The 17,847-nt window shown below is 68.6% G+C and carries 13 protein-coding genes; 7 read left to right on the forward strand and 6 right to left on the reverse strand.

What is annotated here, in order from left to right; genetic code table 11:
* Positions 1–46: 46 nt before the first annotated feature.
* Together ACFYOU_RS29500 and ACFYOU_RS29505 are read right to left on the reverse strand one after the other, a co-directional pair.
* Entirely contained in the window at positions 47–1,228 is a 1,182-nt protein-coding gene (locus ACFYOU_RS29500) for an FAD-dependent oxidoreductase (protein WP_391309819.1), read from the reverse strand.
* Entirely contained in the window at positions 1,216–2,541 is a 1,326-nt protein-coding gene (locus ACFYOU_RS29505) for a DegT/DnrJ/EryC1/StrS family aminotransferase (protein WP_391309821.1), read from the reverse strand. The genes ACFYOU_RS29500 and ACFYOU_RS29505 overlap by 13 nt, the downstream gene beginning before the upstream one ends.
* A 445-nt stretch (positions 2,542–2,986) precedes the next feature.
* Here ACFYOU_RS29505 and ACFYOU_RS29510 point away from each other — a divergent pair, with 445 nt between their 5' ends.
* Genes ACFYOU_RS29510 through ACFYOU_RS29520 form a run of 3 tightly spaced genes read left to right on the forward strand, consistent with a single transcriptional unit; the run spans position 2,987 to position 6,174 of the window.
* Positions 2,987–3,220, forward strand: coding sequence for an acyl carrier protein (locus tag ACFYOU_RS29510; protein ID WP_391309823.1), 234 nt, complete (start codon positions 2,987–2,989; stop codon positions 3,218–3,220).
* The gene (locus ACFYOU_RS29515; protein WP_391309825.1) at positions 3,217–4,899 is read left to right on the forward strand and encodes an AMP-binding protein; all 1,683 of its coding nucleotides are present in this window, start codon (positions 3,217–3,219) and stop codon (positions 4,897–4,899) included. Before ACFYOU_RS29510 ends, ACFYOU_RS29515 begins: the two co-directional genes overlap by 4 nt.
* A gap of 3 nt (positions 4,900–4,902) precedes the next feature.
* A complete protein-coding gene (locus tag ACFYOU_RS29520; protein ID WP_391309827.1) occupies positions 4,903–6,174 on the forward strand; it encodes an amidohydrolase family protein in 1,272 nt (423 codons plus the stop codon).
* Positions 6,175–6,331: 157 nt separating this feature from the next.
* On the opposite strand, the gene ACFYOU_RS29525 is transcribed toward ACFYOU_RS29520, so the two are convergent.
* Entirely contained in the window at positions 6,332–7,525 is a 1,194-nt protein-coding gene (locus ACFYOU_RS29525; protein ID WP_391309829.1) for an FAD-dependent monooxygenase, read from the reverse strand.
* A 668-nt stretch (positions 7,526–8,193) separates the two neighbouring features.
* Between ACFYOU_RS29525 and ACFYOU_RS29530 the strand changes: the two genes are divergently transcribed.
* The gene (locus tag ACFYOU_RS29530) at positions 8,194–9,225 is read left to right on the forward strand and encodes a phenazine antibiotic biosynthesis protein (RefSeq protein WP_391309831.1); all 1,032 of its coding nucleotides are present in this window, start codon (positions 8,194–8,196) and stop codon (positions 9,223–9,225) included.
* A 1-nt stretch (position 9,226) separates the two neighbouring features.
* Positions 9,227–10,615, forward strand: coding sequence for an aldehyde dehydrogenase family protein (locus tag ACFYOU_RS29535; RefSeq protein WP_391309833.1), 1,389 nt, complete (start codon positions 9,227–9,229; stop codon positions 10,613–10,615).
* Positions 10,616–10,689: 74 nt separating this feature from the next.
* Here the strand turns inward: ACFYOU_RS29535 and ACFYOU_RS29540 are convergent, their stop codons facing one another.
* Both ACFYOU_RS29540 and ACFYOU_RS29545 read right to left on the reverse strand, forming a co-directional pair.
* The gene (locus ACFYOU_RS29540; protein ID WP_391309835.1) at positions 10,690–11,721 is read right to left on the reverse strand and encodes a methyltransferase; all 1,032 of its coding nucleotides are present in this window, start codon (positions 11,719–11,721) and stop codon (positions 10,690–10,692) included.
* Positions 11,722–11,816: 95 nt separating this feature from the next.
* Positions 11,817–13,394: an aminotransferase class III-fold pyridoxal phosphate-dependent enzyme gene (locus tag ACFYOU_RS29545; protein WP_391309836.1), complete on the reverse strand. Its 1,578-nt coding sequence runs from the start codon at positions 13,392–13,394 to the stop codon at positions 11,817–11,819.
* A gap of 260 nt (positions 13,395–13,654) precedes the next feature.
* Between ACFYOU_RS29545 and ACFYOU_RS29550 the strand changes: the two genes are divergently transcribed.
* Both ACFYOU_RS29550 and ACFYOU_RS29555 read left to right on the forward strand, forming a co-directional pair.
* Positions 13,655–15,205: a BBE domain-containing protein gene (locus ACFYOU_RS29550; RefSeq protein WP_391309838.1), complete on the forward strand. Its 1,551-nt coding sequence runs from the start codon at positions 13,655–13,657 to the stop codon at positions 15,203–15,205.
* 261 nt (positions 15,206–15,466) lie between these two features.
* A complete protein-coding gene (locus ACFYOU_RS29555) occupies positions 15,467–16,525 on the forward strand; it encodes a methyltransferase (protein ID WP_391309840.1) in 1,059 nt (352 codons plus the stop codon).
* 169 nt (positions 16,526–16,694) lie between these two features.
* Here the strand turns inward: ACFYOU_RS29555 and ACFYOU_RS29560 are convergent, their stop codons facing one another.
* Positions 16,695–17,183: a LuxR C-terminal-related transcriptional regulator gene (locus ACFYOU_RS29560; protein ID WP_391309841.1), complete on the reverse strand. Its 489-nt coding sequence runs from the start codon at positions 17,181–17,183 to the stop codon at positions 16,695–16,697.
* Positions 17,184–17,847 lie beyond the last annotated feature (664 nt).

Below are 17,847 nucleotides of genomic sequence, written 5' to 3' on the forward strand. Positions count from 1 at the left end.
TTCTCCTTTGCAGACGAAGCATCGACCACGGGTCCGTACGCATCAGCTAGGGGCGGGTCGGGTCGGGCAGCATGAGGCGTTCGACGCGGTAGTCGGTTGCGCCGTCCACGCACAGGTCGGCGCAGACCTTGCCCAGCAGCGGCACGAACTTGAACCCCCACCCTCCGGTGGCGATCACCACGTTGTCCCCGCCGTCGAACAGTCCCTTGGCCGTGCCGAGGAAGAACTGCCGTTCGGGGTCGGCGGGCAGTACGGCCAGACAGGTCTCGCGGGCCAGCGGTCGCGCGTCCACCACGGGCAGGTGCCGGTCGACCCAGTCGCACACCCGGGACACGTGGCGCGGGTCCGGGCTGCCGGTCGCCTGCTCGGGGTCGTCCAGCGGGTTCACCTCGAACACGGGGCCGACCCGGACCACGTCGGTGTCCTGCCACGCGTTGGGCGGGAAGCCGTAGAACAGGTTGGTGTCCTCCTCGGTGGGTTCCTGGAAGACGAACCAGAACGGGTACCGGGCCCGGGGGTCCCGTTGCCGCAGGGTCACCAGCGCCATCTCGAAGACGTTGAGGTCCAGTCGGGCGCCCAGGGGTTCCAGCAGCCGGTTCACGTAGGGGCCGTTGGCCAGTACCACCTTGCCCGCCCGGCACCAGCCGCGGGGGGTGCGCAGCCGCACGCCCTCGCCGTCGGGCACCAGTTCCTGCACGGACTCGCCCGCCCGCAGCACGACACCCGCCGATTCGCTCAGCCGGAGCAGGCCGTCGACCGTGGCCCGCACGTCGACCGCACCGCCGTCGGGCTGCACGAACCCCTCGAAGTGGCGGGGCAGGTCGGCGAAGCCGTAGCGCCGCTCGATGTCGGCGGCGGTGAGCCATTCGTAGGGGATGGACAGCTGGTCCATGGTCCGGGCGGTCGCCGAGATCTTGCCCTCGTTGGTGGCCACGTCGACGTCGCCGAACCACAGGCTGCCGAAGGCGTGCAGCAGCTGCTGCCCGCCGGCCCGTTCGAGTTCCCGCCACAGGGGCAGGGCTTCCCCGGTCAACTGACACAGGTCCGGCTCGGTGTACTGCAACCGCCAGTGCCGTTCCGCCCCGCTGGTGCCGCACTGTTCGTTGCCGAAGGCGAACTGCTCGAAGACCGCCACGCGTGCACCGCGGCGAGCGGCGTGCCACGCCGAGGCGAGACCGACCGGGCCTCCGCCGACCACAACGATGTCGTAGTGCTCTACTTCGGACACTGCGGGTTTCCCTCCACCTCGTGCGCCGCTGCCGACGTGATCGGTACGTTTCGGACCTCCTGGCGGAGGACGGTGTCCAACCGGGACACCACTTGGTCGACCTGCCGGTCGGTCATTCCCGGATGGCACGGCAGGTTGACCTGTTGTTCGAACCACATGCGCTCGGCCACCGGGCACTCACCGGCGTCGTGGTCCCTGGCCCGCCACTCGGGGAGCAGGTGCAGGGGGAAGTACCGCAACTGCATCTGCACGCCGTGGGCGTCGAGCCGGGACACCAACCGGTCCCGCAGGATGCCGCTGGCCGGGTCGACGAAGAACGTGTACAGGTGGTAGCCGTGCCGGACCGGATCGGGACCCTCCTGCACCCGGACGCCGGGGAACTGTGCGAGCACGTCGGTGTAGGTGGCGGCGATCTCGGTCCGCCGCCTCACCAGTTCGTCCAGTTTGGTCAGTTGCACGATGCCCACCGCCGCGTTCGGCTCCGCGAGCGTGGCGTTCGTGCCGCCGTAGCGGATCGCGGCGCAGCCGTGGGTGAAGGCGAAGCCGGGGTGCATCATCCACGGGTGCGCGCTGGTGCGCTCCCTGATGGCCCGCACCTTCTCGTGGTACACCGCATCGGCCTCGTTGGACCGGATGCGGTCCACCCGGTCGGCCAGCGTCCGGTCGAACAGCGTGATCATCCCGCCCTCGCCGAGGGTGGTGATGTTCTTGCTGGAGTGGAAGCTGAAGCAGCCGATGTCGGCCAGCGTGCCGGGTTTGCGGCCGCGGTACTCGGAGCCGAGCGCGTGCGCACAGTCCTCGATGACCGTGATGCCGTGCCGGCGCGCGATCGCCATGATGGGGTCCATCTCGCACGGCAGCCCGCCGTAGTGCACCAGGATCAGCGCCTTGGTGCGACTGGTGATCAACGATTCGAACTGCTCGGGTCCGATGTTCAGCGAGACCGGGTCCACATCGCAGAAGCGCACCTTCACCGGGTAGTTCAACAGCGGCTGCGCGCTGGCCTTGTAGGTCTGCGGGGTGACGATGACCTCGTCCCCGACGTCCAGGTCGAGCAGGCGTATCGCGATCTCCAGCGCGACGGTCCCGCTCGTCACCGAAAGTGCGTACGGCACGGAGAGGTATTCACGGAAACACCGCTCGAACTCCTCCCGACATCGCCCCCCCGACAGGTTCTCACCAGAGTTGACCAACTGGGCTAGCACTCCGATTTCCTGCTCTCCGAGCACGGACCCGAGTTGCGGGTAAGGAATTGCGTACGACTGCTCCACCGCCCACCTCCAAGACCCCCAACTGCCTGAACACCGTGTCACCCGAGGGATCGGGTATCGGAGCGTCTATCTGAGACGGCACCACCCTGAGAATCAGGGAGAATCTTTCACGGCTACCACCGCACGCCGCAGGCTTGCGATATTTGTCCGGCATAACCCAAGAATCTCAAATCCCGCCACCATCGGGAATACACCGGTTGATCTAATGCCGTTCTACGACCTCGCCACATCACACCTGAGCCGGGGGTGGATGACGATCAGGATTCACCGAGTTCGATGGAACAGGTGTGCAGGTGGGCTCGCTGACCTGCCGGTTTCACCTGGCATCCGAACCAGCACAGACCGCCTACGCCCGACGTACTAGGCCATTGTCACGCCAGCAGGTGTCGATTAGCCTCGGCCTGCGCCGCCGCAACGCCGTTCCGCAAGAATGCGGAATCGTCGCCGCCCCGGGATCTTCACCGTCTGACAACAAGGGGACGTCACCGTGTCCGTGGACATACTGAAAAAGCTGTTGCTGGATATCGGGATCGCGGGGGAAAAGCTGGACGAGATCCAACCGTATACCCGAATCCGAGCCGATCTCGGCCTCAGCTCGATCGAAACCACCGACTTGGAGATCCAGTTGCGCGAACGATTCGACGTCACGATCAACCTGTGGGACCAGGTCGACTACACGATCGACCAGTTGGCGGGCGACATCCGGGAGACGCCCCGATGAGCCCGCTCGACGTCCGACCGCTGGATCCGGACGTACCCGCGATCGACCGACAACGGGCCGCGGGCTACCTCCGCGCCGGACTGTGGCGCGAGGAGCGGATCGCCGATCTGCTGCGGGCCGCGCGGCTGCGCTCCCCCGATCGCCGTGCCGTGGTCAGCGGGACGACGACGCTGTCGCACGGCGAGCTGCACCGGGCGGTCACCGTGGCCGGACGACGGCTGGAGGGGCTCGGCGTACGCGCCGGCGACCGGGTGGTGGTGCAACTGCCCAACTGCACGGAGTTCCTGGTCCTGACCCTGGCACTGATCGACATCGGGGCTCCCCCGGTCCTGGTGCTGCCCGGGTTCGGCGCGTACGAACTCGGGCATGTGGTGCGCACCGCCCGCCCGGTCGCCCTCGCCGTGCGTACGGGCGACCGGGCGGCGCTCACCGCGGAGTCGACCCGACGGCTACGGAAGGAGCACGCGTCCCTGCGGCACGTCCTCGCCCTCGGTGACGGCACGGCCGGGGACGTCGACCTCGCCGCGTTGTGCGACCCGGGTGCACCCTGGGACGAGCAGGACGCGACGGCCACCGACGCGCCGCGCCGGAGCGACGGTGGTGCGGGGGACGCCGCCGTGTTCCTGCTGTCCGGCGGCACCACCGGACCGCCGAAGGTGATTCCGCGGGGCAATGCGGGTTACGCCTACATGATCAGGGCGGCCACGGAGATCGCCGGGGTCACCGAGGACTCCGTCTGTCTCGCCGTGATGCCCGCCGCACACGGCTTCGTGCTGAACTGCCCCGGAGTGCTGGGCACCCTGGCCGCGGGCGGCACGGTGGTGCTGGGTGATCCCACCGATCCCCGGCAGGCGTTCGACCTGATCGAGCGGGCAGGCGTGACGCACTGCGCCCTGGTGCCGACCGTGGCGATGCAGTGGCTGACCGCGGCGGCCAAGGCGACCGCCGACCTCAGCAGCCTGCGGGTGATCCAGGTCGGCGGCGCCCGCCCCGTTCCGGAACTGGCGGGCCGGATCCGCTCCGTGCTGGGCGCCACGCTCCAACAGTGTTACGGCATGAGCGAGGGCCTGCTCTGCTACACGCGGCTCACCGACGACGAGACGGTCATCGTCCGGACCCAGGGGCGCCCCGCCTCCCCGATGGACGAGGTGCTGATCGTGGACGAACGAGGCCGTCAGGTCCCGAACGGCACCACCGGGGAACTCCTCACCAGGGGGCCGTACACCGTCGCGGGCTACTACCGGGACCCGGCCGCCACGGCGAAGGCGTTCACCCCGGACGGCTTCTACCGCACGGGCGATCTGGCGACCAGGACGGCCGAGGGCGACCTCGTCGTCAACGGCCGGGTGCGCGACATCATCAACCGCGGCGGCGAGAAGATCCCGGCGGAGGACCTGGAGCTGCTGGTCGCGCGTCACCCCGCCGTGCGGACGTCCGCTGCCGTCGGCGCACCGCACGAACTGTACGGGGAGGTCGTCCACCTGTACGTCGTGCCGGAAACGGGACAGGAACCCACCCTGTTGGAGCTGCGCCGGTTCCTGCGCGGACTCGGGTTGGCCTCCTTCAAGCTGCCCGAACAGATGGAGGTCGTGGCGCAGTTGCCCACCACGGCCATCGGCAAGATCGACAAGAAGGCACTGCGCGCACGCATCGCGCGACGCCGGGCTGCGGAGGCGTAGCGCGTGAGGCATCGCATCGACACGGACCTGCTCATCCCCGGCTCCGGAGCACCCACCGTCAACGGCACCGTGATCCACGCCGACGGCCGCATCCGGTTCGCGGGACCCACGGCCGAGCTGAGCGAGGACGACCGGTCCTTGGAGCCCACGCGGGTCACCGCCCTGCTGCCGGGCCTGTGGGACTGCCATGTGCACTTCGCCGGCATCCGCGGTCGGGTGAACACCGAGGAACTGATGCTCACGCCCGAGGCGTTGGCGGTCGCCCGCAGCGTCAAGGACGCCGAGGCGGCCCTGCGCGCGGGGTTCACCAGCCTGCGGGACATGGGCGGCCACGGCTGCGTACTCGCGGAGGCCGTCCGGGAAGGGACCCTGGTCGGCCCGAACATCTACAGTGCGAACCAGGTCATCGGGCAGACGGGCGGGCACACCGATGCGCACCGCCTGCCCTACCGCTGGGTGACCGACCCGTGCCGGACCGGCGGTACGCTCCGCATCGCCGACGGTGTGGACGAGTGCGTCCGAGCGGTGCGCCTCCAGCTCAGGGCGGGGGCCGAGGTGATCAAGATCTGCACCTCGGGCGGCGTGCTGAGCGAGGTGGACAACCCGCACCACCAGCAGTACCGCAGCGAGGAGTTGCACGCGATCGTCACCGAGGCCGCACGGGCGGACCGGGTCGTCGCGGCGCACTGCCACGGACGGGCCGGGATCCTGGCCGCGATCGAGGCCGGGTGCCACACCATCGAACACGGCACCGAACTCGACGAGGAGTGTGCCGGTCTGTTGGCCGAGCGGGGCATGATGCTGGTGCCCACGCGCACCATCTACGAGGCGCTCCGGCACAACGTCGCCGCCCTGCCGCCCAGTTGGCGCGACCGTTTCGAGCTGATGGCCGAGCGGCACCTCAGGGCGATCCGGATCGCGCACCGGGCGGGGGTCTCCATCGCACTGGGTACGGATCTGGGCACGAGCGATCGGAACGGACCGCTCTCCTGGGGCAAGCACGCCAGCGAGTTCGCCCATCTGATCACTGCGGGACTGAGCCCGTTGGAGGCGATCGAGGCGGCCACGGCCCACGGCCCCGACACGCTCGGGCCCCGGGCCCCGCGGTCCGGTCGGTTGGCTGCCGGCTACGACGCCGACCTCCTGGCGGTGGACACGGACCCCCTGACCGACGTCACCTTGCTGGCCGACCAGGACCGCATCACCCATGTGTGGAAGTCCGGGGAACTCGTCCACCGGCGCATGGCCGACGACGCCGTCCAGCGGCCCGGCTGAGTGAACGGCCGCCCGACCGCTGCGCCGGGTAGCCCTGCCGGCGCGGAACCGGGCAGCGCGGCGAGCAACCACGTGAAGGAACCGTCCGCGACCGCGCGGACGGTTCCTTCGGTTCGGCGCCGGCCCGACTTTCCCGAAGGGGCCGGCCCGCCGCTTCTCAGCTGCTGCGATCCCAATCGGCGAGGAACTGCGCCATCGACAGCACGCCCGAGTTCACCTGGGCGAAGGCGTCCATCGCCGGCTGGTTCCCCTCGATGTCCTCCAAGAGTTTCTGCAACTCCGGGGGAAGGGGCTCCAGGGTGGAGACCTGCATCGTGAAATCGTAGACCGGTTGCGCGTGCTGATCACGGGCCGACTGGTAGTCGGCCATCGCGACGTCGAACGGCTGCCGCCCGGACAAGGCGTCGTCCAGGCCGCTGGCGCAGAGCTCAGCGGAAATGAACGCATCGCTGATTCCCTGGGCGGTGAAGAAGTCCTTGCAGTAGCCGGCGTCACCGACCAGCGCCCAGCCGGGCCCGTAGGGCTTGCGGAAGTAGTTCGGGAGGGCGGCGCCGACCACCCGCGCCTCACGCTTGGCCCCGCGAATGCGTTCGGCCCATGCCGGTGCCAATGCGAAGTTCTTGAGGTAGTTGCCTTCGAGGTCCTTCTTCACCTCGTGGAATTCCGCGAACGGCCAGCAGCCACCGACCAGGGTCAGACCGTCGTGCGTCGGCCACGCCCCGAAGCCGCGGTAGGGGCGGGAGTGCGCCCTGAAGACGCCGTCCATGTCCAGCCCGCTGTAGTAGCTGTAGTAGCCGCACATCAGTTTGGGGTTCTCGTTGTACTGCGGTGCGGTCACCGCCCGCGCGACCAGCGAGTGCAGTCCGTCCGCGCCCAACACCACCCGCGCCCGCTCGGTCACCACCGGACCGTCCTGCTCCCGACCGCGCACCCCCGCCACCCGGCCGTCGTCGTCGAAGACGATCTCGGAGACCGTGAAGCCCTCCCGGACCTCCACGCCCGCCTCGACCGCCGCGTCCACCAACAGCTTGTCCAGCACGATCCGACGCGGCCCGTACGCCACCGGTTCGGCCACGGTGCCCGGACCGCCCGTGAGCACGACGGAACCGAAGTCCAAGGCGTACGTGTGGATGGGAGGGCACCCCGTGGACACGAGTCTGTCGAGCAGGCCCCACCTGCGCAGGGCCGCGACACCCGGTGGGTGCACCAGGTGCGTCGACAGCGTGTCGCTGGGGAAGGTCGCCCGGTCCACGACCAGGATCCGGTACCCCTTCCTCGCCAACAACATCGCGGTCGGTGACCCCGCGCACCGCGCTCCCACGACGATCACGTCGTACCCGGTACCGCTCATCCTTCTCTCCTGCCCGCTGTCCTGTGGTGGTTCTTCGGATGGGTGCTGCTCGACCCGGCGCCGATCCGGGGGCCGCCTCCCGCGGGCGCCGCCCCGGGCCGACCGCAGCGCACCGGGCCCGTGCCGGTCGGGACGCGTCGTTCCACCGAGGTCAAGGCGGACGGGGGGGCGCGCAGTTGCTCGCCGTGCTCACCGTCCGCACGGCGAAGTCGAGCCGAGAAGCGCCGGGACATCCGATGGCGGCATTCCACCGGCCGCGCAATTTCCCCGCCACGGCCCGATCGATGGTGAGCATGCGAACGCCGCGCCCTCATCGCTCCTGCTTTTCCCTCTCAGAGGAGAGGCAGCACACAGCAGACTACGCACACGCCCGCGACTACGGCAACGAGACTAGATCCACGGTTGTAATACCAGGCGTTCCATCGGATGACAACCTGGGGCTAGCGGCAGAACTATCCGGCCTTGTACCTTCGGAAGGGACTGCGGAGGCAGCACGGAGACTTTCACGTCTGGCCGCCCGAGTTTGAAACACATTCACCATCCGCGTCCACTCAGCCGATCATTGAAAGAGAATGCCGAGGAGCAAGGCAATGACCTCACGTGCCGCATCCGCACTCGACAATTCGTGGGATAGCCCGCCGGAGGCGCAGGACCTCATTCAGGAAGCAATGGCCTGGCATTTCGACCCGAAGACCGGCTCCCCGTTCTGGCAGGAGTTGGGGAAGAAACTGGCCTTCGACCCGCGCAAGGACGTGCGGACCGTAGAAGACCTTTCCCTGTTCCCCAACGTCGTTGACGAGCTGCGCAACGTCCGGGTGGAAGACCTGGTGCCCCGGGGGTACGGCAGCATCGACGCACTGCCCACTCCTCCGGTGGTGGGCGAGAGCGGCGGCACGACCGGCTCGCCGAAGCGGGTGTTCGTGCTGCCCGACGTCCGCGAGCAATCCTGGGCCTGGTACCACCACCGTCTGGTGGAGCACGGGATCGCCACCGGTGACAACTGGCTCGGCGTCATGCCGGCCGGACCGCACATGGCCGGCATCCTCGCCCAGGACACCGCCCTACGGTTCCGGAGCATCTTCTTCACGCTCGACCTGGACCCGCGGTGGGCGAAACTCGTCACCGCCCGCGGCGCCGTCGGCGAGCTCAAGGAGTACGTCAACCACCTGGTCAACCAGATCGAGTGGATCCTCCAGAGCCAGGACATCCGCGTGATGGTCATCACGCCGCCGCTCATCGAAGCGGTCTGCCAACGCGAACACCTGGTGGACCTGATCAACGCCAAGGTCAACACGATCATCTACGGCGGCACGTCGATGGACGAGGACACCCGTCACCTGTTGCGGACCGAGGTCTTCCCGCAGGTCAACTTCGTCAGCATCTTCGGCAGCACGATGATCTTCTGCGCGATGCCGGAACGACCCGGGGCACCGGCCGGCGAGTCCCCGGTCTTCGACCCCCCGTCCCCGTTCTCCATGTTCTCGGTGGTCGATCCCGCCACCGGGCAGAACGTGGCCCACGGGGAGCGCGGTCAAGTGGTCACGCACCACATCACGCGGAACCTGTTCCTGCCCAACAACCTGGACCGGGACACCGGCATCCGTCATCCGCACCGACTCGGGTACCCGGGCGACGCGGTGTCCGAGATCAAGCCGGTCCAGGAGTTCGGCGATGCCACCGTGATCGAAGGGGTCTACTGACGTGCGGAGCCCGACCACCGCACCCGCGCAACTCCACGCCCTCGGCATCGGAGGGCCGTACCAGAGCCGCAACCGCGAAATCGTCCGCGCCGTCACCTCCGAACCGGTGGCCGAACTGAGCCTCGTGCCCTGGCTGTTCGCCCAACGGAACATCCGGGCCCTGCGCCGTGCCACCCCGCCGGATCCGGCGCGCCGCAACAAGCTCCTGACCAGGGCGGGGTGGCTCTTCGCCAGCGGCTCGGTCGACGGGGTCTCCCCCGATGCGTACCACCGGACCGTGGCCGAGGTGTCCGGCATCCCGATCTCCGTCGTGCGGCACCTGGCGCAGGAGGTCGGCGACTACGCGGCGACCGCGTGCACGAGCGCGAGCCAGGCCCGCCCGATCGGCGCGACGGACAGTTGGCGCGACGAGCGCACCCAGCTCGGTTCCGGGGTGTGGACCCGCCGCGGCGAGGTCCTGATGGTCCATGCGCCGGCCAACTCCCCCGCCGTGCACACCGCATGGCTGGACGCGCTGGCCCTCGGCTACCGCGTGGCGATCCGGCCGTCCGGGCGGGAGCCCTTCACCGCCCACCGGCTGGTCGCCGCGCTCCGGCAGGTGGGCTACGACAACGACCAGGTCGTCCTGCTGCCCACGGACCACCAGACGGCCGACCGGCTGGTCGCCGAAGCGGACGTCGCCGTCGCGTTCGGCGCCGACGAGGTGGCCCGGAAGTACGCGGCCAGCACCCTCGTGATGCCGTTCGGACCCGGCAGGTCGAAGATCCTGCTCACCTCCGGGGTGGACGTCGCACGGCACCTGGACACCATCACGGAGTCCATCGCCGGTCACGCCGGCACCGGCTGCGTGAACGCCACCGCGGTGTTCGTGGAGGGCGATCCCGCACCGGTCGCCCAGGCGATCGCCACCCGGTTGGGCGGGCTCCCCTCGCTGCCGCCGGGTGACGAGCGCGCCAGGCTGCCGGTCCGCCAGGCCGCCGCCGCCCGCGCCGTCGACGCGTACCTGTGGGCCAAGGCGGGGAACTCACGGCCGCTGTTGGGAGCGGACACCGTCGTCCACGAACTCGGCGACGGTTCGGCGGTGTTGCGCCCGGCGGTGTTCCTGCTCGACCGCCAGGACGCCCCGCAGGCCCGCATCGAGATGGGGTTCCCCTGCGTGTGGGTCCTGCCGTGGCGACGCGAGGGCGACTGGATGGCACCGTTGCGCGACACCCTGTCGCTCACGGCCTTCACCGATGACGGCGAGCTCATCGATGCACTGGTCGCCGAGCCGACCATCAACAAGATCCATGTCGGGGACCACCCGACCACCTGGACGCGCCCCGGTCTCCCCCACGAGGGATACCTCGGCGGGTTCCTCATGCAGACCAAAGCGGTCGTCGTCGGCTGACGGCGCCCCCGGCAAAGTGCGGGTCCGACCGGCGAACCGCCGGTCGGACCCGGTGAACCGCACCACCGCACCCACTACTCGGGCACGGTGGCCTCGATCATGTGCAGGGACGAGTCCACCGGGCGCACCCCGTGCACGATCAGGCCGGCCCGCTCCGCGATCGTCAGCAACCCGGCCCGGGTGTGCTTCCTGCCACCGATGACGAGCAGCATCCTCAGGTCCATCGCGGAGGCGAGCTGCTGCCCGGGGCCGTCGGCGTCGACGAAGTTGTCCACGATGACCATCCGGGCTCCCGGCCGCGCCGCCTCGACCGCATTGCGCAGGATCAGGACCGACCGCTCCTCGTCCACCCCCAGGATGTTCTTGAACAGGTAGAGGTCCGCCTGGACGGGGACCTCCTGGAGGCAGTCCCCGGGCACCAACTGCACGCGGTGGGCCAACGCACCGCCGGGGTGCATCCGGGCGTCGGCGTTCGCCACCACGTCGGGGAGGTCGAGGAGGAACCCCTGGAGCCCCGGGTGCCGTTCCAACACCGTGGCGAGGACGAGTCCCTGCCCCCCACCGACATCGGCGATCGTGTCGACACCGGACAGCGGGAGCAGGTCGGCGAGGACGGCTGCGGACAACCCGGTCTGCTGGGTCATGGCGCGGTCGAAGGTCTTCGCCGACTCCGGCCACCGGGTGTGCAAGTGCTCGTAGAACTTCCGGCCGTGCTCCTGGGTGAAGACTTCGTTCCCGGTCCGGACCGACTCGTCGAGCCGGCCCCAGAGCGACCAGAGCCACGGCTCGGTGCACCACAGCACGAGGTGCTTGAGGCTGTGCGGGGAGTCCTCGCGCAGGGCCAGTGACTTCTCCGTGTGGACGAACGCCCCTTCGCCGTCCTGCGCGAACACCTCGTAGGACGTCAGCGCGCGCAGCAGCCGTTGCAGGGCGGCCGGATCCGCGCCGACCGCGGTCGCGAGCTCTTCGACCGTCGCGGGCGCGTCGCCGAGGACCTCGGGCAAGCCCAAGGTGACGGCCGCACGCACAGAAGCCGCACATGCAGCACTGAGCGCGTGCTCCAGCAAGCCCGATGCCAGGGACTCGGCCGACTTCGCACTGCTCATGACGGACACCTCTTTCTGCCGATCGAACCATCGGTGATCATCTGCCGGTCCAACGTTGCGCCCGTCGACGCGTGCGACGGGCGCCCCGTTCGTCGTCAGGGCGTGAGGCGGTGCGCGTCCTGGTTCCGGAGGATCGTGCAGACGTCCCGGAGCGCGGAATCCGTCCGTGCGACGTCCTCGTCCGTCAGGAAGAGGGACGGCTCGAAGCGGAGGGAGTTCCCTGCGGGCCCGATCGGCAGGACGCGTATCCGGTGCTCGCGCAGGACGTACGCCGCGATCAGGTACCCGAGCATCCCTGATCGGGCCTTCTCCTGCATGAGCTCCGACGACACGGTCGAGTGGTCCCGGAACTCCAGGGCGAGCATGAGGCCGATGCCCTCCACGGTGTCCACGACATCCGGGAAGTCGGACTTGACCGAGTTGAGCATGTCCTTCAACCGGTTGCCGCGCTCGGCAGCCACCTCGTACGCCCGGCCGTCATCGGCCTCCAGCATCTCCAGCACCTTCAGGGCGATGGCTCCGGAGAATCCGTCCTTCGCGAAGGTCGAGCTGTGCATCACCTCGAACTCCGGGCGGAAGCGGTCCTGTCGGAAGAGCGCCACGGAGTTCTTGGCGACCCCGCCACCGATGCTCTTGGCCAGCGCGTAGTAGTCGCCCTGCAACCCCATGTGGGAGCTGGCCAGGAAGGCGCCCGTGCGCCCCATGCCGCTGTGGATCTCATCGACGACCAGGGGGCATCCGACGGCGTCGCACAGCGCTCTGATCGCGCGGGCAGCCGCTTCCGTCACCGGTCGCATGCCGTTCGCCCCCTGAACCGGTTCGACGAAGAAGGCGCCGATGACGGGGAAGTCCCGCTCCACCACCCGCACCACGCCGTCGTCCACCACCACGTCCAACAGGCTCTCGCGGAGGTCCTCGACCGCCTTCGCCATGGTGTCCGGCTGATCGGCCCGGAGGAAGCGGGTCGAGGAGGCCAACGAGGTGAACGGCGTACGCCAACTCGGGTTCTGGGTCAGCTGCACGCTGGCGACCAGTTTGCCGTGGAAGGCGTTCTCCAGCGCCAGGTGGACGGGCTCCTTCGTCATCAGTCGTGCGTTCCGGCGCTCGATCTCGGCGATCAGCGATGCGAGCGCGTCGCTGCCGTCAGGACCGTCACCGACCGGCACGTACGGGTTCCCGGCCACCGTGGCGCGCCCTGCTCGCACTTCCGCTCGTGCTTCCTCGATGTGCGCGCCGACGTCGTCGATGAGCTGCGCGACCCGGGCCTGGCGCTCCAGCTCCGCGTGCTTCAGGCAGATCTCGATGGCCTCGGCTCCGCTGTTGGCGAAGATCGCCGCGTAGTGATGGTCTTCGTTCGTCTCGCGTCGCAGGATGCCGTTGAGCACTGCCGCTACGTCGTTGGCACGGGGCTGCCGGGACAGTTGGACGAACACCGGGACCTGCTGGTCCAGAACGGACTTCGCATACTCGGTGATGCCCCGGTGGTTATGGCCGAAGATCAAGGACCCGAAGCCGCACACATGGTCGAGAACGGCGACTTCCTGACCGTCTTCGTCCACGAAGTACAGCGTGTTCCCTTCTGCTCGCGTGTACGCGATGTCCAGCCCCACACTGCGCAGCCAACCGTTCAACAGGCGGTCCGCGAAGACGTGTTCGTCGGTCGGGTTTCCCATGCCGTGCCTCTATTCCTTGAGGAATCCTGATCCAGGTGCGCACTCACTCATTCATTTCACGTGATTCTCCACGCTACAGGCGAGCATCCGCACCGACAACGGGTTTAGATCTCCAGGTTTAGCCGGGCTCGAACTTTCGTTTATGTTCCTCATTGTCAACCCCACTGCCAGGGTAGGGTGATCTGACGACTTAACAAGTCCACACCGGCTACGCGACCGCTCCACCTTCCGGTCCGGACAGTAGAGATGGCGGACAGTTCATGAAGCATGACCACACCTTTGGTGAAGAGGGAAATGGGCCGGCCTATTTAACGCCAAGTTCCACCAAGGTCACACCCGAAGACATCCGTTACGAGAATCTGCGTCGCGCGTACAACTACCGGTTCGCCGCAAAGCCGGACTACTTCCGGCTGGTTCATTCTCCTCAGCAGGTCGAGGAGGCGGTTCGCGAGGCGGTCACCGCAAGAAAGCGGATCACGGTGCGGTCGGGCGGCCACTGCGGCGAAGACTTCGTCGCCGCACCCGATGTTGAAGTGATCCTGGACCTCTCGCCGATGTCCCATGTCGGCTTCGACCCGGAACGCCGTGCCTTCGTCATCGAGGCGGGCACGCGCGTGGGGAAGATGATCAATGATCTCTTCCACCACTGGGGGGTGACCGTCCCCTGTGGTTTCTGCATGGGGGTGGGAGCGGGCGGCCACATCAGCGGTGGTGGTTACGGGCCCCTCTCCAGGCTGATGGGGCTCAGCGTCGACCACCTGTACGCGGTCGAAGTGGTGGTCGTGGACGGGGACGGCGAGGTGTCGACGGTGGTGGCCACCCGTGAGGAGGACGACCCGAACCGGGACCTCTGGTGGGCGCACACCGGTGGCGGCGGAGGAAACTTCGGGGTGATCACCCGGTACTGGATGCGCTCCCCCGAAGCGTCCGGCACCGATCCGGCCGAGTTGCTGCCCCGCCCGCCGAGCGCCCTGCACATCGCAGAGGTCAGCTGGCCGTGGGAGCGGCTCACCGAGGCGGACTTCGTCCGGTTGATCGGCAACTTCACGGACTGGCAACTGGCGAACAGCGCCGCGGACTCGCCGGACATCGATCTGTACGCCCTCGTCAACTGCCTGCACCGGTCCGCGGGGAACATCGCGATGAACGCGCAGATCCCGGCGGACGCGCCGAACGCGCAGGCCCGCATGGACCGTTTCCTCGAAGGGCTCCGTGCCGGCGTCGGGGTCGCCCCGACGGTCAGACGGCAGTCCCTGCCGTGGCTGGCCGCGACCCAGTACCTGGCGGTTCCCGATACCGGACCGACCGCCCTCGCCCTGCGCTGCAAGGTCAAATCGGCGGATCTGCGCGCTCCGCACGGTACGGAGCAGCTCGCCACCATCTACCGGCACCTCACCCGGGACGACTACCGGGGCACCTATGCGGCGCTGGAGTACATCGCGTACGGCGGCAAGGTCAACACCGTGCCCTCCGGTGCCACCGCCATCCCGCGGGGCGCCCTGCTGAAGACGTTCTACATGGTGACGTGGCAGGACCCGGCCGCCGACGAGCAGCACCTGCGGTGGATCCGGGAGTTCTACCGCGACGTGCACGCCTCGACGGGCGGAGTTCCGGTGCCGAACGAGATCAACACCGGCGCCTACGTCAACTACGCGGACGTCGACCTGGCGGATCCGGAATGGAACACGTCCCCCACGCCCTGGCACGCGCTGTACTACGGCGAGAACTATCCCCGGTTGCAGGAAGTCAAGGCGAAGTGGGATCCGTTGAACATCTTCCACCACGCCCTGTCCGTCACCGGAGCGGCTTGAGACACGGGCCGGGCGGCGATGGAACCCCCTCGGCCCCGCACGGACCACCCGGGACGTATCGCGCGACGCACCACCCGAGCACTCGGGGCCGCAGGGCCACCGGTGGACCCCCGGAGCCGTCACCCGACGGGCATCCCGGCGGATTCCTCATGCGGACCAGGACCGTCAGCCTCCCCGCGGCACCCGCCTCCAGGAAGGAACACGCATGACACCGTACGCAGACGAACCCCAGTACACCGACGGGGAAGGACCGGTGACGTCATGACGGTCGAAGCCGACGCCCGCCGCACCGTGGTCGCGGGGATCTTCGGAACACTGGCCACCCAGGCGATCGGCGCCGCCGCGCGCCTGGACCTGGCCGACCGCATCGGCGACGGCGAGGCCGCGTCCGTCGAGCTGGCCGCGGCCTGCGGTCTGCCCCCGGAGCAGTTGGAGCGGCTGCTGCGTTCCCTGGCCTCGCTCGGCCTGTGTGCCGAGCGCACGCCCGGTCGGTTCGCGCTCACCGAGGCGGGAGCCCTGCTCCGCCACGACCACCCGGCCTCCCTGCTGGCCTTCGCCAAATTCCTGACGCACCACGTCTTCCAGCGCAACTGGCTGAACCTGGAGGAGTCGTTGCGCACCGGTCGGGCCGCCTTCGACACGGAGTTCGGCGAGCCGGTCTACGACTACATGTCGGGCAAGCCGGAGCTGGCCGCCCTGTTCCACGCGGCCATGAGCAAGCGCCACCTCCCCGAGGAGATGGCCTCGGCGATCTCCTCGGCCTACGACCTGGGCCGCTTCAGCACGGTCACCGATGTCGGCGGCGGTGACGGCACCCTGCTCGCCACCTGGCTCGACCGGTTCCCGCATCTGACGGGCACCGTGCTCGAAACCGAGGCGGGGGTGGTGCAGGCACGGACCACCATCACCAAGGCCGGGTTGGAGGAGCGGTGCCGGGCGGTCGCGGGTGACTTCTTCACCGAGGTGCCGGGCGGCTCCGACCTGTACTTCATCAAGAACGTCATCCTCAACTGGGACGACGAGCGGGCCCGGGTGATCCTGCGCCGGGTCAGGGCGGCCATGCCCGACCACGGGAGGCTGCTCATCGCCGAGCCGGTGTTGCCCGACACCGCCAACCTGGACACCCTCAACCACGCGGCCATCGAGAACCCGTACCTGACGGACCTGCACATGCTGGTCACCATCGGCGGCCGGGAGCGCACCCGGGCGGAGTACACCGCGCTCTGCGCCCGGGCCAGGCTGCGTGTCACCGGGGTCGTGCCGCTGGAGCAGGAGCTCAACGCATCGCTGATCGAGGCCGTGCCCGACACCGCCCCCTGAGTCCCGGGTGGTGGCAGTGGGGTCGACCCACCACCACTGCCACCATCCGGTACGACGACGACACGGGTGCCCTGTGGTCCTGGGGGTCAGCCACAGAGGACCGGGCGGTTCAGCGGCGGTCCGTCGTCATCGTCCGGAACCCCGTTCCCGGTGAGGAGGAGCGGCGGGGTCAGGAGGGCGAGTCCTCCCGGCACTGGTACGGGACGAGCCCCTGGCGCATGGCGATGACCACCGCTTCCGTTCGGTCCGCGACACCCAGCTTGTGGTAGACCATGTGCAGGTGGGCCTTCACCGTCTGCTCGGTGATGTGCAGGGAGCGGCCGATCCGGCGGTTGGACAGACCCTGGGCCAGCAGGTTGAGCACTTCCTTCTGGCGCCGGGTGAGGGGCAGGGGCGGCTTCTGGGGGATGCCGGACCGTGTTCCCCCTCCGAGGGAATCACTACAGGTCTCGTCCTGGGGCCGCACTAGGGTTCTGGACGCTCCGGCGGCCGTCACCTGGTTCTGGTTTCCGCGGACGGCCCGGTCCCGGTGCCGGGGGGCGACCAGGTTCTTCCGTGCGCGGCGAGCGATGTCACCGAGCTCCTGTAAAAGCGTCAACACTTCGTCGATCTGGGCGATGGCCGCCTGGGCTTCGTCTTCGTCCTGGCGTTCCGTCAACGGTATGACGTTCGCACGATCAATCACCGGGTGATTCGCCTTTCGTTTGGACGAGTCATTGTGACGAGCACTTCGGACTTCGGGGGTCACTTCGCGATGCCAGTGGAACGAAGAATTCTGGCGATGATCCGAAGGTCAATGTGGTGAAATTCATCGACGTACGAGTCCGGGACCCGGATGCGATTGTGGCCGCGGTCACGGCTGTCGTCAACGGGCGAAACGATGTCGCGGCGGCCGTCGGTCCTGGCCGTCGTGGCGGAGGCCAATGCCCCGCTCTATCGATGGCGCCGACGTTCCGCGGATATCGCGTCCCCAGTGGCCGAGATCCCCATCATGGGTCCTGGAAATCCGTCGAGTTCCTCGTTGTGGGGACGTTCTTCGGCAGCATGCTCGCCTCCTTTCGTCTGGTCGATCACCGGGACCCGGGCCCGGTGATGCCGTTCTTCCGGTGGCCGTTCGCTAGCGCTCCGGTCTCCTCGGGGTACCGGCTGCCGCTTCCGCGACGGTGCCGCACGCGGTGAAGAGCGCTCGGCGCGGCACGGTCGTCCCGGCGACGCTCAGATCACCTCCGCGCCGAGCACGCGACCGGCGCCGCGGGCCGTCGCGTTCAGCATTTTCCCGAGGGGCCATAGTTCATTGCCTATACCTATCAAGAAACCCATGC

It is taken from the genome of Streptomyces sp. NPDC005955 (assembly GCF_042871255.1).
Classification (GTDB): domain Bacteria; phylum Actinomycetota; class Actinomycetes; order Streptomycetales; family Streptomycetaceae; genus Streptomyces.